This is a genomic window from Bacillota bacterium (assembly GCA_040757085.1).
Classification (GTDB): domain Bacteria; phylum Bacillota; class Sulfobacillia; order JACIYH01; family JACIYH01; genus JACIYH01.
Genome location: JBFLXJ010000023.1, coordinates 343351 through 359423, shown reverse-complemented (window position 1 = coordinate 359423; position 16073 = coordinate 343351). Strand labels below are relative to the sequence as shown.

16 protein-coding genes are annotated in these 16073 nt (G+C 68.3%); all 16 read right to left on the bottom strand.

The annotated features are described in order from the left end of the window. Positions 1-3: 3 nt before the first annotated feature. Positions 4-1221, bottom strand: coding sequence for an aspartate kinase (locus AB1446_09310; protein ID MEW6547102.1), 1218 nt, complete (start codon positions 1219-1221; stop codon positions 4-6). 25 nt (positions 1222-1246) lie between these two features. Then, positions 1247-2155, bottom strand: a complete 909-nt coding sequence (gene thrB, locus AB1446_09305) for a homoserine kinase (GenBank protein ID MEW6547101.1) — start codon at positions 2153-2155, stop codon at positions 1247-1249. A 5-nt stretch (positions 2156-2160) separates the two neighbouring features. Continuing rightward, positions 2161-3249, bottom strand: a complete 1089-nt coding sequence (gene thrC, locus AB1446_09300; GenBank protein MEW6547100.1) for a threonine synthase — start codon at positions 3247-3249, stop codon at positions 2161-2163. Between the two features lie 54 nt (positions 3250-3303). Then, complete coding sequence (locus AB1446_09295; GenBank protein MEW6547099.1) at positions 3304-4572, bottom strand: homoserine dehydrogenase; 1269 nt, start codon at positions 4570-4572, stop codon at positions 3304-3306. Positions 4573-4873: 301 nt separating this feature from the next. Further along, a complete protein-coding gene (locus tag AB1446_09290; protein ID MEW6547098.1) occupies positions 4874-5062 on the bottom strand; it encodes a zinc ribbon domain-containing protein in 189 nt (62 codons plus the stop codon). A 16-nt stretch (positions 5063-5078) separates the two neighbouring features. Continuing rightward, entirely contained in the window at positions 5079-6029 is a 951-nt protein-coding gene (gene trxB, locus AB1446_09285) for a thioredoxin-disulfide reductase (protein ID MEW6547097.1), read from the bottom strand. Positions 6030-6116: 87 nt separating this feature from the next. Beyond that, a complete protein-coding gene (locus AB1446_09280; protein ID MEW6547096.1) occupies positions 6117-6395 on the bottom strand; it encodes a metal-sensitive transcriptional regulator in 279 nt (92 codons plus the stop codon). Between the two features lie 101 nt (positions 6396-6496). Continuing rightward, positions 6497-7063 (bottom strand): glycerol-3-phosphate acyltransferase, encoded by a 567-nt coding sequence (locus tag AB1446_09275; protein ID MEW6547095.1) that lies wholly within the window; start codon positions 7061-7063, stop codon positions 6497-6499. A 74-nt stretch (positions 7064-7137) separates the two neighbouring features. After that, complete coding sequence (locus AB1446_09270) at positions 7138-8601, bottom strand: ATP-binding protein (GenBank protein ID MEW6547094.1); 1464 nt, start codon at positions 8599-8601, stop codon at positions 7138-7140. Beyond that, on the bottom strand, positions 8594-9292 hold the full coding sequence (locus AB1446_09265) for a response regulator transcription factor (GenBank protein MEW6547093.1): 699 nt from the start codon (positions 9290-9292) through the stop codon (positions 8594-8596). The genes AB1446_09270 and AB1446_09265 overlap by 8 nt, the downstream gene beginning before the upstream one ends. A gap of 105 nt (positions 9293-9397) precedes the next feature. Continuing rightward, on the bottom strand, positions 9398-11668 hold the full coding sequence (locus AB1446_09260) for a heavy metal translocating P-type ATPase (GenBank protein MEW6547092.1): 2271 nt from the start codon (positions 11666-11668) through the stop codon (positions 9398-9400). 24 nt (positions 11669-11692) lie between these two features. After that, positions 11693-11863, bottom strand: a complete 171-nt coding sequence (locus tag AB1446_09255; protein MEW6547091.1) for a YHS domain-containing protein — start codon at positions 11861-11863, stop codon at positions 11693-11695. Positions 11864-11881: 18 nt separating this feature from the next. Further along, positions 11882-12886, bottom strand: a complete 1005-nt coding sequence (locus AB1446_09250) for a quinate 5-dehydrogenase (protein MEW6547090.1) — start codon at positions 12884-12886, stop codon at positions 11882-11884. Then, positions 12859-13545 (bottom strand): DUF1405 domain-containing protein, encoded by a 687-nt coding sequence (locus AB1446_09245; protein MEW6547089.1) that lies wholly within the window; start codon positions 13543-13545, stop codon positions 12859-12861. Before AB1446_09245 ends, AB1446_09250 begins: the two co-directional genes overlap by 28 nt. A 21-nt stretch (positions 13546-13566) precedes the next feature. Next, positions 13567-15567 carry a ferrous iron transport protein B gene (gene feoB, locus AB1446_09240; GenBank protein ID MEW6547088.1) on the bottom strand — a complete coding sequence of 667 codons (2001 nt, stop codon included), beginning with the start codon at positions 15565-15567 and terminating at the stop codon, positions 13567-13569. A 93-nt stretch (positions 15568-15660) separates the two neighbouring features. Then, the gene (locus tag AB1446_09235; GenBank protein MEW6547087.1) at positions 15661-15972 is read right to left on the bottom strand and encodes a ferrous iron transport protein A; all 312 of its coding nucleotides are present in this window, start codon (positions 15970-15972) and stop codon (positions 15661-15663) included. Positions 15973-16073: the final 101 nt, after the last annotated feature.

Here is a 16073-nt window from a genome sequence, read left to right as displayed (position 1 = left end):
CGGCTACGGGAGGCCGAGTTCGAATTCGTCGTGGAGGGCCGTGACCGCCCGTTCCAGGTCGGCGGCGTCGATCAGGCAGGAGATCCTGATCTCGGAAGTAGATATCACCTGGATGTTGATCCCGTTGCGGGCCAGTGCCCCGAACATGCGGGCCGCCACTCCGGGGTGGGTGGCCATGCCCGCACCCACTATCGACACCTTTCCCACGCCGGCGTCGTAGACGCACCCCGTGGCTCCCAGTTCCCGTGCTACCCCCTGCACGATCTCCATGGCCTGGGGCAGGTCCGCCCGGCTCACGGTGAACAGCACATCGGTGTATTCCTCGTGCCGGGTGCTCTGTACGATCATGTCCACGTTGATGCCCGCCTCGGCCAGGGCGCTGAAGATACGGTGAGCCACGCCCGGGCGGTCCGGGACAGACAGCACCGTCACGCGGGCCACGTCGGGGTCGTGTACCACCCCCACCACCGGCTTGGCGTTTTCCATTGCGGGGACCTCCTTGACCAGGGTACCGTCCTCATCCGAGAAGCTCGACCGCAGGTGAATCACCACCCGGTGCTGGCTTGCTATCTCTACCGCCCGGGCCTGCAGCACCCGGGCCCCCACGTAGGCCAGCTCCATCATCTCCTCGTAGGAGATGACCGCCAGCTTGCGGGCGTTGCGGACCACCCGGGGGTCGGCGGTGTAGATCCCGTCCACGTCGGTGCAGATGTCGCAAACCGGAGCGCCCAGGGCGGCCGCCAGCGCCACCGCGGTGGCATCGGAACCTCCCCGGCCCAGGGTGGTGATGTCGTTGCCAGGGCCGATGCCCTGGAACCCGGCCACCACCACGATCTTGCCCCGGGCCAGTTCTTCCCGGATGCGGCTGGGATCCACCCGCAGGATGCGGGCCCGGGTGAAGCCGCCGTCGGTGATGATGCCTCCCTGGGCACCCGTCAGTGCCACTGCCGGGTATCCCAGGGAGTTCACCGCCAGGGCCACGAGCGCGCTGGACACCTGCTCCCCCGTGGCAAGCAACATGTCTAGTTCCCGCCGGGTAGGACGCTCGGTCAGTTGTCGCGCCATCTCGAGGAGTTCGTCAGTGGCGTCACCCATGGCGGAAACCACTGCCACCACATCGTGGCCCTGTTCCCTGGCCCGGATCAGGCGCGACGCCACGTGACGGATGCGAGAAATGTCTGCTACCGATGTACCTCCGTACTTGTGCACCACCAGCGCCAATCCCAAATCCCCCCTGTCCCCGGCGTCATCGGCGGTGGACGGTGGCCAGGGCACCCCAGTCGGTGGGGCGGGCCACGATCCATCTGCTGGGCACCCCGTGCCGGCCCAGCGCCATCTGTACGGCCTCCGCCACGGGACGACAATCGCCCACGGCAAACGCCACCAGGGTGGGGCCTGCTCCGCTCAGGGCCGCACCCAGGGCTCCCGCCCGCTCGGCCGCCTGCAGCCCCTCCTCCATCCCGGGGATCAAACGCGAGCGGTACGGCTGGTGCAATCGGTCCCGCATGGCCTCGCGCAGCAGGTCGTACCGCCGGCTGGAAAGGGCAGCCACGAGCAGGGCCGCCCGGCCCACGTTGAACACGGCGTCGGCAAACGGGACGGACTCAGGCAGCACCTGACGCGCCTGTCGGGTGGGCAGATCCAGCTCCGGGATCACCAGCACGGCCTGCAGTTCCGAGGGCGCCTCCAGGCGCACCCAGCGGGTGGCCTCTCCCGTCCGGCAACTCACTACCAGACCTCCCCACATGGCGGGGGCAACGTTGTCCGGGTGGCCCTCCAGGTCCGCGGCCATGTCCAGCAACTGTTCGGGCGACCAGGGGTCATCCAGCACGGCGCTGGCTGCCACCAGACCGGCCACTATGGCCGCTGCCGAGGAACCCATCCCGCACCCCACCGGGATGCGGTTGATCAGGCGCAGCCGCATGGCAGGAAGGGTCGAGCCCGCGGCGGAAAAGGCGTACTCCATGGCCCGCAAGACCAGGTTGTCGGCCGGGGCCAGGTTCCTTCCCTCCCCGATGACCTCGACCCGCACGCCGTCGCCCCCCGGCTCAACCTCCAGGACGTTGAATACGTCGAGGGCCAGGCCCAGGGCGTCGAACCCGGGGCCCAGGTTGGCCACGCTGGCCGGCACGGAAACCCGCACTGTGACAGCCACTCCCGTCAATCCCCCCGTCCCGCGCGTGCTTCCGCCAGGGCGGCCCGGATAGCATCTTCCAGAGCTCCGGCCCTCCCGCCCGCGGATGCCGGGGTCTGGGAATCCTGGGCCATGGCGGCGTCGGGATCCTTGAGCCCGTGGCCGGTGAGGACGCACACCACCCGGTCGCCCGGGGAGAAGAATCCCCGGGCAGCCAGTTTAGCCACCCCCGCCACTGCCGCGCAGGAGGCCGGCTCCGCAAAGATGCCCTCCCGAGAGGCCAGCATCCGGTAGGCCGCCATGATCTCCTCGTCCTCGACCTTCTCCACCCGCCCGCCGGACTCGGTGAGCGCGGTGACCGCCCCCTGCCAGCTGGCGGGATTCCCGATGCGGATGGCGGTGGCCACCGTGCGCGGATGGGGGATGGGACGGCCTTCCACAAGAGGGGCGGCACCTGCTGCCTGGAACCCCAGCATCCGGGGCAGGGTGGTGCATCGCCCTGCCTCCCGGTACTGGCGGAATCCCCTCCAGTAGGCGGTGATGTTGCCGGCGTTCCCCACCGGGATGGCCAGGTAGGCGGGGCTGTCCCCCAGGGCATCGCAGATCTCAAACGCCCCGGTCTTCTGGCCCTCGATCCGGTGGGGATTCACCGAGTTCACCAGGGTGATGGGAAGGGTGGTGGCCAGCTCCCGCACCGCGGCCAGGGCAGCGTCGAAATCGCCCTCGATCTCGAGGACGCGAGCCCCGTGGGCGCGGGCCTGGGCCAGCTTCCCCCGGGCCACCGCTCCCCGGGGAAGCACCACCAGGCAGACCAGGCCGGCGCGGGCGGCGTAGGCGGCTGCCGAAGCCGCCGTGTTCCCGGTGGAGGCGCAGATTACCGCCCGCGCGCCCTTCTCGGCCGCCAGGCTCACGGCCACCGTCATACCCCGGTCCTTGAACGACCCGGTGGGGTTGGCCCCCTCGTACTTGAAGTACAGCTCGATGCCCCAGCAGGGGCCCAGATCCCGCGACGGGATGAGAGGAGTATCCCCTTCCCCCAGAGTGATGATGGGGGTGGAAGGCCCCACGGGTAGGAACTCACGATAGCGTCTGATCAATCCCCACGACCTGGTCACAATGCCCACCACTTCTCGATCAGCCAGCGCTGCACCGTAATCCGGACGACCTCGTCATTTGCCCAGCACCGCCATGACGCTGGCCACGCGCGACACGACGGGCAGGCGCCCGATCTCCCTCACCGCTTCCTCAAGAGCCCCCAGCGGAGAGGGATGCGTGATGAAGACGACGGGCACCGGGCCCTCTCCCCGCGCCTTCTGCAGGACCTCGGCGATGCTCACGTCGTGGGAGGCGAGGCAGCCGGCCACCTGGGCCAGCACGCCCGGCCGGTCCACCACCTCGAGGTGCACGTACGCCGACGTCACACACCGGTGGGCGGGGACGACCGCAGCTTGCTCCCGGCAGGTACAGTAGAAACCGTCCCTCACCCCGGCCGCAGCCCGGCGAGCGATCTCCAGCATGTCGCTCACCACGGCCGTGGCGGTAGCGTCACCTCCCGCCCCCGGACCCTGGAATACCAGCTCGCCGCACCTTTCCCCCCGCACCAGGAGGGCATTGGTGACCCCCGCGATCCCGGCCAGGGGATGGGATGCGGGCAGGAAAGTGGGTCGTACGTGGGCCTCTATCCCCGCCGGCGTGTGCCGGGCCAAAGCCAGCAATTTGAGACGGTAGCCCATTTCCCGTCCCCAGCGCAGGTCGTCCCGGCTGACCATCTGGATACCCCGCGTGCCCACCTGCTCGGGAAGCACCCGGGCCGAAAAGGCGATGGAAGCCAGGATAGCGAGCTTGCAGGCCGCGTCCGACCCGTCCAGGTCGCGGGTGGGATCGGCCTCGGCGTAGCCACGCTCCCTTGCCATCCTCACAGCTGCTTCCAGTTCCAGACCTTCCTCCATGAGCCCCAGCACGTAGTTGGAAGTACCGTTCACGATGCCGGCCACCTCAACCACGCGATCCCCGGCCAGGGATTCTTTGAGGGCGCGGATGACGGGAACGGCACCGGCCACGCTGGCCTCAAACCTCAGCGGCAGCCGGCTTGCCGCCGCTGCCTCCAGCAGCTCTCTCCCCCGGTGGGCTATGGCCTCCTTGTTGGCAGTGACCACCGGCTTCCCCGCCCTCAGGGCCCGCAACATGTAAGAGGTGGCTGGTTCCACCCCTCCCATGAGTTCCACCACCAGGTCGATCCCGGGATCCTCCAGGACCCGGGCGGGGTCGGTGGTCAACTCCAGTCCCGGGGGCACGGGGCGGGGACGAGAAGGATCCCGCACCAGCGCCCGCACCGGCTCCAGGGGGGTGCCGGACGTGCGCAGGCGGTCCCTTTCCTCGTGGAGGAGCCGGACCACCGCCTGGCCCACCGTGCCCAACCCAAGCATACCCACCCGCACAGGTCTCCCCTCCCCACGAAGCACCCGTCCCAGCGTCTACTGTCAGGCAGCGCTTACATAATAATGCACTGCTTATTCGCCGCAGGCGACAAGAATCCCTGCTATCGCTCAGATCCGCCCCGGTGCACGGGCTCCACGTCAAGCCCGGGCTGGCAGCCACCCGCCGGAAGAACCTCTACCGGCACAAAAAAGGGCCTCCCGGAAGGGAGGCCATCGGGCGGCGGACGGCCGCGCAGCTGGTAACGACCGTCCACCATACAGGGGAGGATCAGGGGGACAAACTGCCCCCCACGGACTAGCGTCAGCCAAAGCGGACGCTGCACGCGCCCGCGTCGGATGTCCCCCCGCGGGTCCATCCCCAGGGAGAGAACTTCTCCCTGAGTTCGGAACTCCCGCACTTGGGGCACGTCACCTCGCACTTGCGCTGCCAGGGAACGTTGACCGCAAACTCATGCCCGCACTTCTTACACCCGAATTCGTACTGGGGCACCTGCCACCTTCACCCCCTACTTCGTCTTCGCGGGCTGTCGACCGAACTTGCCCACGATGTACTCCTCAGCCGCCATGGCTGCCACCGCGCCGTCACCCACCGCGGTGGCCACCTGCCGCAGCCGCTTTTGGCGGACGTCGCCCGCAGCGAACAACCCCGGGGCCGGCAGGGCCATGGCGTCGTCGGTAATCAGGTATCCCCCTTCATCCAGGGGAACAACCCCGCTCAAAAAGGCGGTGTTGGGGAGGAGTCCGATGTAAATGAAGGCACCCTCGGCCTCCAGCTCCGACTCCGCCCCCGTGTTGACGTCACGCAGGCGCACCCGCTGCAACCCGTCCTGACCCAGGAAGGCCGCGACTACGCTGTTCCACCGCACCCTAATCTTCGGGTTGTCCAGGACCCTTTCCTGCAGGGAGCGGGCCGCCCGCAACTCGCCCCGGCGATGCACGATAGTGACCTGGCTGGCGAAGCGGGTCAGGAATTCCGCCTCGGAAACGGCGGAATCACCACCTCCCACTACCACCACGGGCTTGTCTCGGAAGAAGGCGCCATCGCAGGTGGCACAATAGGAAATGCCGCGGCCCCGCAGTTCCTTCTCCCCAGGCACCCCCAGTTCCCGGGGACGGGTTCCCGTGGCCACGATTACCGCCCGGCCCAGGTAGGGACCCTCCGATGTCTCCACCCGCCACAGGTCGCCATCCCGGCTCAGACTCTCCACTTCTGCCATCTCCGTGCGAACGCCGAAGCGTTCCGCCTGCTCGCTCATCAACCTGGCCAGCTCAACGCCCGACACGCCCTCGGGGAACCCGGGGTAATTCTCCACCATGTCGGTGGTGGCAACCTGCCCCCCGGGGACTCCGCGGTCGATCACCACCGTATCCAGCCTAGCCCGGCCCGCGTAAATCGCTGCCGTGAGCCCCGCCGGCCCCGCCCCCAGGATGACCACGTCGTGGATATCCCGCTCCATCCGCAACCCTCCACGCCTTCACCACCGCAGGAATCCGCCGGGCCGGGCGCCGGCCCCTGCCAGCCGGCCGTCCCCAACAGATCGCCCTCAAGCCAGGCGCATGAACATCTGGGCCACCCGGCCCAGGGCCTCCTCGGCCTCCTCCTCCCTGGCCTCTGCCAGACACTGGTGAAGATAGGCGGCCACAAAAGCCATCGCGGCCCGGTTGACCGCGGCCTTCAGGGCCGCCATCTGAACCGCGATGTCCGAGCAACTGCGGCCCTCTTCGATCATGCGCACCAGCCCGCGGGCCTGTCCTTCCACCCGCCGCAGGCGGTTGCAGAGCTCGCGTACGGTGTCCTCCTCCTGCAATACCGTGTCCGGCAACGCTCACCATCCCCTGTTCCCAATTACCCAGGGGGGTATATCGCCCAGATTATATTTCTCCTGCGCTGCCCCTGTCAATGGGTCCCTGGACGGCCGCGGCCCTACCTGCGGGGTGTACCGTACTTGAGCCAGGCCCGTACCTGCTTGAACCCCAGGGCGGTGCCCCCGGCGAGACCGAACAAGAAGTAATCCCACGAAGACTTGCTCACACCGAGCCACACCGGGATGACTGCGCACATGAACACGGAACTGAAATACTTGTGCCTGGTCACGAGGTACACCAGACCGTACAGGCACCCCGCCAGCACGATCTGCCAGATGGGCACCGTGAGAGCAAGTCCCCCGCCGAAAGTGGCAAGCCCCCCTCCCCCGTGGAAGCGGAGCCAGATAGGCCAGTTGTGGCCGATGACCGCACAGATTATGGCGAGCAGGGGACCCACAGCCCCGGCGCCGGATGCACGGGCCAGCAACACGACCGCCATGCCCTTGCCCACGTCAAGCAGGCCAGTCAGGATCCCCGCAACCCATCCCACGTTGCGGACCACGTTGGTGGCACCCACGTTGCCGGTACCCACGTGGCGGATGTCCACTCCCCGAAAGGCCCGGCCCACCAGGTATGCCGACGGAATGGACCCTATGAGGTAACTCAGCAAGGCCAGTACGCCCACGTTCAAGCCATGCACCTCCCCCCGCCGCCAATTCGCCGCCAGCCTATCTCGTACCTTCCGGCGACGGGGCGGCCTTAACTCCTGTGCTCTGCCGGCGGCCGGACGGGTAGCTCCAGGGTGAACGTGGACCCCTTGCCGAGCTCGCTCTGCACCTCGATGCGGCCCCCGTGGGCCCGGGCCAGGGCCTGAGAAATGGCCAGGCCCAGCCCTGTCCCCCGGTCAGGCTCCCCCGCGCCGGTGGGGCCGGGAGCAGCCCGCCGCCGCACATGGAAAAACCGCTCGAATACGAAAGGCAGATCCTCGGGCGGTATGCCGGGGCCGGTGTCCGTGACCCCCAGGCAGACACTGCCGGTCGCCGTCCCGGTGGCGGGAGCACGCATGGTTTCGCCGCGCCGGTAGACGCGGACGGTGACTTGTCCGCCCGGAGGAGTGAACTTGAGGGCGTTGGAGAGGAGGTTCCATACCACCTGGGAGAGCCTGTCCTCGTCCCCCGACACCGCGGGCACTCCCGGCTCCACTTCCAGACGCACGCTAACCCCCTTCTGATCGAAAGAGGGGCCGAAAGCTGCCAGCACCCGGCGGGCCAGTTCGGCCAGATCAACCGCAGTCCAGACCAGTTCCAGACTGCCGCTCTCGGCCTCGTTGAGTTTCTCCAGTTCGCCCACCAGCCGTACCAGACGCATGATCTCGGCGTGCAGGGCGGCCAGGTTCTCGGGGGAGGCCTCCCACACACCGTCCTGCATGGCCTCGATGTGGGCCCGCACCACAGCCAGCGGCGTGCGCAACTCGTGGGCCACGTCCGCCGTGAGGTTGCGGCGCAACTCCTGCTGGCGGGCCAGGCTGCGGACCAGGTGATTGAAGGCCCGCGCCAGTGCCACCATCTCGTCGCTGCCCGTTTCGGGGACCTGGAGCGTCATGTCGCCTTCGCGCAACCGGTCCGCCGCATTGCGCAACCTCAGCAGCGGACGACTGATACTGCGGGCCATCCCCAGACCCGCCAGCACCGCCAGCAGGGCAGCCGAGCCCGCCGCCAGCCACAGGGATCGGCGCACGCCGGCCAGGAACGCCGTTTCCTCCACCATCCACGGTGATCCTTCCGGTGCCGCCACGTACAGGGTGCCCACCTGCTGGCCCCCCACGCGCAGGGGGATGGCCTGCTGGCGGGGAACACGGGCACCCCAGCGCCAGCGGGGACCGGGCGGCATGTGCAGCCCCGGTGGGGTGATACGGCCGGCAGGCTGATCCATATGCGGGATGTGTTCCCACACCACGTTACCCGCTGTGTCCACCAGCCGGGCGTGCATCCCGGTCATCCCCGCCAGGTGCTCCACCTCCCTGACCACCCGGTCCATTCCCCCCTGCCGGTAGGCATCCTCGAGGACACGGGCAGCCTGCTCGGCACGCAAGCGCTGATAGCGGCCCACGTACACGTCGAACCGGCGGGAGACGGCGGTCCCGGTGGCGATGGCGGTCACCATGATCGCCACCAGGGCCACCGCCACGAAGGCAACCGTCAGGCGCACGCGCAGACTACCCAACTCCTGTTCCCCCCACAAAGCGGTATCCCACGCCGTAGACGGAGGCGATGTAGCGCGGCTGGCGGGCCGAATCGCCCAGCTTCTGACGGAGGTTCTTCACGTGGGCGTCCACGGTACGGTCATACCCCTCGAAATCCTCGCCCGCCACCCTGGCCACCAGTTCCTCGCGGGTGAATACCCGCCCCGGCTCCCGTGCCAGGGTATACAGCAACCGGAATTCGGAAGGGGTGACCGGGATCACCTCGTTCCCTCGCCTGACTTGGTGGCGCTCGGGATCTATGATCAGGTCACCCCGTTGCAGCGGCTCTCCTGCCGGCCGCCCGGCCCGCCGCAGGACGGTCTTGACCCGCGCCACCAGTTCGCGGGGGCTGAAAGGCTTGACCACATAATCATCGGCGCCCATGCCGAGCCCCGCTATGCGGTCGTCCTCATGCGCCCGCGCCGTGAGCATGATCACCGGTATGTCCGAGTCCCGCCGCAGGCACCGGCATACTTCCTCCCCCGGCATGCCGGGCAACATGAGATCCAGGATCACGAGGGAAGGGCGCCGGGAAGCCACCAGATCCAGGGCCTCCTCGCCGCTCCCTGCCTCCAGCACCTCGTATCCGGCCCGCTCCAGGTAAGCCCGCACCACCCTGCGGATGCCGGGCTCGTCTTCCACGACCAGGATGCGCTCCTGTGCCACCGTCATCCCCCACTACCGACCACTCGAGCCACGCTGCAGCCCACCGGCGCGGCCGGACCAGGCCCGGCCACCACGGCTGCCACCCCTGCAACCACACCCCGCCCGGGCGGGCTAGGCGGCCTGGAGGAAGGGGCGGAAACGGCGCAGCCGCAGGGAGTTGGTCACCACGGATACCGAACTGAGGGCCATGGCCAGGGCGGCCAGCATGGGATTGAGCAGCACCCCCGTGAACGGGTACAGCACCCCCGCCGCCACCGGGATACCCAGGCTGTTGTACACAAAAGCCCAGAACAGGTTGGCCCTGATGGTGCGGATGGTGGCCCGCCCCAGTTGCAGCGCGGTCACCACCCCGCGCAGATCCCCCGACATCACCGTGATGTCGGCGGCTTCCATGGCCACATCGGTGCCGGTGCCGATAGCTATCCCCACGTCCGCCTGGGCCAGAGCCGGGGCATCATTGATGCCGTCACCGACCATGGCCACCCGCAGGCCTTCCCGCTGCAACCCCTGCACGGCCTGGGCCTTCTGGGCGGGGAGTACCTCTGCCAGCACCCGCTCGATGCCCACCTGCTGCGCCACCGCCATGGCGGCACGCCGGTTGTCGCCCGTGAGCATCACCACCTGCAACCCCATCTGTCGCAGGACACGCACTGCCTCCGGGGCGCCCGGCTTCACCGTGTCGGCCACCGCCAGCAAGCCCATCACCCGGCCATCCACCACCACGTACATGACCGTCTTGCCCGCACCGGCCAGACGCTCCGCCTCTGCCTTCAGGCCCTCGGGCTCAACCAGGCCCTCTTCGTCAAGCAAGCGGGCCGACCCCACGCTGACCCGGCGCCCCTCCGCCGTGCCGGTGACGCCCTTACCGGGAACGGCGACGAAATCCTGGCAGGCCGGCGCCTCGATGCCCCGCGCGGAGGCCCCCGCCACCACGGCCCGTGCCAGGGGGTGCTCGGACTGGTTCTCCACCGCCGCCGCCCAGCGCAACACCTCCGCGGGACCGACCACGTCGGTAAGAGATGGTTCACCCCGGGTGATGGTGCCCGTCTTGTCCAGTACCACCGCCCGCACCCGGTGGAGTTCCTCCAGGCTGCCCCCGTCCCGCACCAGCACACCCAGTTCCGCACCCCGGCCCGTGCCCACCATGATGGCGGTGGGGGTGGCCAACCCCAGGGCACAGGGGCAGGCCACGATCAGGACGGCCACGAAGTTGAGCAGGGCGTACAGGAATGACGGGGCCGGCCCCGCCAGGTACCACACCAGGAACGTTACCACGGCGACGCCGACCACCGCGGGGACAAAGTAGCCGGCCACCCGATCCGCAAGCCGCTGGATGGGCGGCTTGGCAGACTGGGCCTGCTCCACCAGGCGGACGATCTGGGAAAGCACGGTGTCCCGTCCCACCCGCGTGGCCCGGAAGCGCAGGGAGCCGGTCTGGTTAACCGTGCCGCCCACCACCTCGTCTCCCGGTTGTTTGTCTACGGGGAGACTTTCGCCGGTGAGCATGGACTCGTCTACCGTGCTGTGGCCTTCCACCACCTGGCCATCCACGGGGATCCTCTCGCCCGGCCGCACCACCACCAGGTCGCCCGGGACCACCTGTTCCACCGGGATCTCCACTTCCCCGCCTTCGCGCAGGACGCGGGCGGTGGGGGGCGTCAGGCTCATCAGGCGCCGAATGGCTTCCGAGGTGCGTCCCTTGGCCACCGCTTCCACCCAGCGCCCGAACAGGACCAGGGTGATGATCACGCAGGAAGTGTCGTAGTAAACATCCGTGCTGAATCCCCGGCTGCGGAAATACCCCGGGGCCACGGTCATGGCCAGGCTATACAGGTAGGCGGCCGACGTCCCCACGGCGATGAGGACGTTCATGTCCGCCAGCCTGTGACGGAGCGCAGACCAGGCCCCCCGGTAAAAGCGCCATCCCGCGTAAAACTGAACCGGGGTGGCGAAGAACCACAGCAGCCAGGCATTCCGCCACCCGGCGTGGATGCCGGGCCACATCCCGGTCATGCTCAGCAGGAACACGGGAATGGTGAAGGCGAGACTGAACAGGAAAGCCCGGCGGAGACCGGAGATTTCCGCCTCTCGGGCTGCCCTCTCTCGATCGAGGGAGCGGGCCGGGTGCAAATCCTCGGCCGGGAGTTCGGCTTCATAACCGGCGTCCTCGACCGCCTTGAGGAGCTTCTCCAGGTCCACATCCCCCTCCAGGCGGACGGTGGCCAGTTCGCTGGCCAGGTTCACCTCGGCGGAGGAAACCCCCGCCACCCCGCGCAGGGCTTTCTCCACGTGGGCGACACAGGAGGCACACATCATCCCCCGCACGGCCAGGGTAACCGTCCGGTCTCCGTCTCGCCCCTGGCCACCCCCGGGAAGTGCCATTTGATCCGCCCCCCAAATGGCTGCCTAGTGGCGCGGTTTCTCCCGACCCTCGCTGCCCTCTAAATAACGACGGGGATCACGGTCGAACTGCACCTTGCACCCCCGGCAGCAGAAGTGGTAAGTTCGTCCCTCGTACTCAGAGCGATGAGGGACATCCTCCCGCACCTCCATCCCGCACACCGGATCCCTTGCCATTCTCATCTACCTCCCCGTTCAATTTGTAGTATTGTCCGGTAAGGGAAGCAAGTAGACAGTGGGACGGAAACCCAGGCGCTCGCACCAGGTGCGTATCCCTTCGGGACCCAACGAGGATGGCGATTCCCCGCTCGCAGCCGCCACCACCGCTTCCGCCAGGTTTGCAGACAGCGCCCTCGGCGCTGCACGGCAGGCCGCCGCACGGGTGGCAGGCGCTGCACGGGCATCGAGTGCCGCGTCCACACGCGCTGCCGCCCGGGCGACCGGGCCCAACTCCATAACGAGCAAGACCCCGCGATCTCTCAGCAGGGCGAGTTCGGCCTCACCCAGCCCGGAGGTGATCACCCACTTGCCGTCCAGCCGCTCGGGAAGGCGCGAGCGCAGGAAATGGAAATCCCCCGCCAGCACCTGTGCCCGCCCGAAGGCAGCCCGCAGTCCCGGGCGGGATTTCTCGCGCCCGGGCCCCAGGGGATAGAGGAAGGAAAGGGGGAGGTACCGGAGAACCGGTACCATGGTCACCGCAAAGGGGTAGAACCACTCCAGGCCGGGGAACAGGATGGGCATCCGCAGGGCAAAGGCGGCATCGCCCACCAGGACGCGGGCACCCCTCTCCTGGAGTGCTTGCGCAAGAGGCCACCTGTCCAGCACCGAGGAAAACAGGACGGTGCGGCCGGTCAGGTCGAGGCGGGATTCCTCGCAGGCAATATTCAGGGCCCGCGGCTCCCACCAGGTCTTAATGTACGTCCCGTCGCACACCGGGGTGCGGCGGGGGATGGAGGCCAGCCGCTCACCCAAAGGTAGCCGGTAGCGACGGTCCCTCACCCGCAGGTACAGGTTGACGCCGCCCAGGCCGAAGGCATCCACCTCGCCATCGTGCTGCTCAAGGAGGCGCGCCGCGCGGGCCACATCGCCTCCCGTGCCCACGCGGCAGACCTCCACGGTCCCGCCCGGCCAGTCCCACCGCATGCGGAAGTCGCGCGGGGATGAACCCAGGCTTACCCCCAGGACGCGCCAACGCCCCACGAATCCCCCCTCCCCCGTCCCTTCACCGCGAGGGCGGCGAAAAACGCCACCGCCAGCACGCCCAGTCCCACGGATGCTCCCAGGGCCAGCCACAGAGGGGTCTGGTCGGGCAGGGTGGGATGCAGGCCCAGACCGTAATCCAGGGCGGTGTTCACCGCGGCCCACACTGCGCCCAGAGCAACCCAGTGCAACCGGGGCGGCCGCACCGTCCCGAAAAGGAGGGATTCGCCCACCATCCCCGCGTGAGTCCAGAGCAGATTGATGCTGTCCGCGTCCACGGGCGCCCCGGCCAGCCACGACTGCCCGATGATGAGCACGGTCCACATGCCGTACTTCAGGCTGGCCACGTAGGCCACCCCCTCGAGAGGCCCACAGGATCGCCCCAGGGCCAGAGTGGCGGTGACGCACCCGAAGAGGAGGGCGGACACCGGGCAGTCGGCCGTCACCGGCCAGGTCCAGACGGCAAGAGAAGCTAGCTGGCCGCGGTACCAATCCATCCCGTAAGCAAACCCGGCCAGGTTCACCAGAGTGAGGAAGAAGAGCCAGCGCCTGTCCCGGGGGATGCCCTTCACTACGGCGACGAAACCAGACCAGCTTGCGGCCGGTCCCCGGCGCAACAACGCCCGTCCCCGCTGCAATGATGCCTCACCCCGGTGCAATGATGCCTGTCCCCCCGGGAGTCATCTTACCACCAGGGGGGCGAGACGTGCCACCACACCCCCGACGCCGAAGGCCAGCACAATGTTGCCCGCCCAGATGAGGGCGACCTCCTTCCAGCCCCGTTCTTTGCCGATCATCATCACCGAGGCGACACAGGGCACAAACAGGGTGATGGTGACCACCGCCACCAGGGTCTGCACCGCACCCAGGCCCAGGTGGTACAGCCCAGCGGCACCGAAGTCACGACGTACAAACCCCATCACAAAGGCGGTTGCGGCCTCCCGCGGCAATCCCAGCCAGCCCGTGACCACGGGAGCGAGGAGGTCCTGCAGGTGGTCGAGGGCACCGGTCACCTGCAGCACACCCAATCCCGCCGCCCCGTAGAAAAACAGCGGGCCGGCTTCCCGGATGAAGGTGATGGCCCGGTAGGCGGTCTTATAGAGAAGGTTGTCCAGCCGCGGTATGCGCAGGGGGGGCAGGTCCATGAGCAGGGGGCTCGATGTGCCGGGGAGCAGGCGGTCGAGGAGCATGCCAGCCAGGGCAAACACGGTGAACACGGTCGCGCCGTAAAACGCCAGTACCCGCCATCCCAGGGGGGTGATCATGCCCGTGACCACACCCAGTTGGGCGGAGCAGGGGATGGCCAGGCTGAGGAGGATGATGGCGATGCGCCGCTCCCGGCTGGTATTGAGGACCCTGGTGGAAACGATGGCCATGGTCACGCAGCCGAAGCCCAGCATAAAGGGGATCACGGCCCGGCCGTTCAGCCCCAGGGGATTCAGGGCCCGGTCAAACAGCACCGCAACCCGCGGCATGTAACCGGAATCCTCCAGGAACCCCATGAGCAGGTAAAACCCCACCACCAGGGGAAGCAAGAGGCCCACGATGTAGGTGACGGTCATGGTGAGGAGCCCGAATTCTCCCGCCAGCAACTGGCCCACCGCACTTCTCGGAGGGACAACGTGGCCCACCAGCCCTCGTACTGCGGGCTCCCAGTATCCCTGCATGACGGTGCCCTCGAGGAAGTCCACCACCGTGCCCGCCACCACTACCCCCAGGAACCAGTACGCCAGAGCCAGGATCAGGACCAGCACCAGCAGGCCGGAAGCAGGCCAGGTGAGGAGGTGGTCCACCATGCCCCGCCAGCGCTCCGTGCCCCGGACGCTACCGCCCGTCACCGCCCTGGCGGCCAGTTCGTCGGCCCGCCGGCGGCGGCGTGCCCAGACCGCCTCGCGATTCCCCCCGGGAGGCAGCCCCAGGCGGCGGGCCGCCAGGTCATCCCCTTCCAGGTACAGGTAGGTCAGGGCCCGCCCGCGCCCGTCGTCCTCGACCTGCCCCACGACGTCCGGAGGGATTTCCCGAGCCAGGCGGGCGGCCAGGTCGGGGTCGGGTCTTCCGGGGACGGCCCGGGCCAGGGCGGCGCGCAGTTCCGGCAGACCCTGCCGGCGCGTGGCCACCGTAGGGATGACGGGCACCCCCAGGGCCTCCTCCAGCACCCGGGGATCCGGCCATTTACCCTCGGTGCGGGCCTCGTCCACCATGTTCAGGCATACCACCATGGGAACTCCCAGGTCACAAAGTTGCAGGGTGAGGAACAGGTCGCGGGAAAGGTGAGCGGCATCCACCACATTGATCACCAGGTCAGCTTGCAGCACGGCATCCCTGGTCACCCGTTCCTCATCGTTGAGCCCGGAAATGCCGTACACGCCCGGCGTGTCCACGACCAGGTCTTCCCCGCTCCACCCGCTGGTGACCTCAACGGTGGTGCCAGGATAATTCGAAACCTCCACGTACCTGCGAGTAAGATAATGGAATATCACCGACTTGCCCGTGTTGGGATTCCCCACCAGCGCGATGAGCCGCCGCGGGGCCCGGTCCTGCCCGAATCTCTCGCGACCCCGGCCTTCGCGACCCGGGCAGCAGTGACCCGACCCGTCACCACCCAAGCGGTGACGCTCCATCCCGTCGCGGTCCGAGTGGTGGCGGCCCTGACGGTGCCGGCGGCGATGACAGTGTTGCACACGACCACCTTCTACCGAATATGGGTACCAGATGATGCGGGCGGGGCACCCGCGGTAGCGGATCAACCCCGGATCCGGAACAGCCCGGCAGGGTCAGGACCCGCGCCCGATGATCTCTACCCAGGTTTCCTGTGCCAGCTTGCGGCCCAACGCCACCTTCTGGCTTCCCCGGCTGAGGAGCACGGGTCCGCCAGGGAGGCGCGCCCATACGGTCACCTCTGAACCGGGCCCCAGCCCCAACCGGATGGCCTGGGCGCGCAACACCCCCGCCCCCAGGTAGCGGATACGTACCCGGGCTCCCACGGGAGCCGAACTCAGGGTGACCAGGGGGGGCTGCCCGACCCCTACCCCATCCGCCTCCTCCTGTACATCTAATGCCGATGGATGCAGGGATTGCCTGACCAAATCCTCGACCTCCACCCACTACCCGCATGAGAATGACTCTCAAGTGCATTATAGCAGGCAGGAGGCGAGGGAACAAGTGGCTATCCGCAGCGGGTTCCCCC

Excerpts from the sequence above, each read along its gene's own strand:
- trxB (MEW6547097.1), bottom strand. The coding sequence starts at position 6,029 with ATGGAGCGGGATATCCACGACGTGGTCATCCTGGGGGCGGGGCCGGCG.
- AB1446_09265 (MEW6547093.1), bottom strand. The coding sequence starts at position 9,292 with ATGACGGTGGCACAGGAGCGCATCCTGGTCGTGGAAGACGAGCCCGGC.
- AB1446_09260 (MEW6547092.1), bottom strand. The coding sequence starts at position 11,668 with ATGGCACTTCCCGGGGGTGGCCAGGGGCGAGACGGAGACCGGACGGTT.
- AB1446_09255 (MEW6547091.1), bottom strand. The coding sequence starts at position 11,863 with ATGGCAAGGGATCCGGTGTGCGGGATGGAGGTGCGGGAGGATGTCCCT.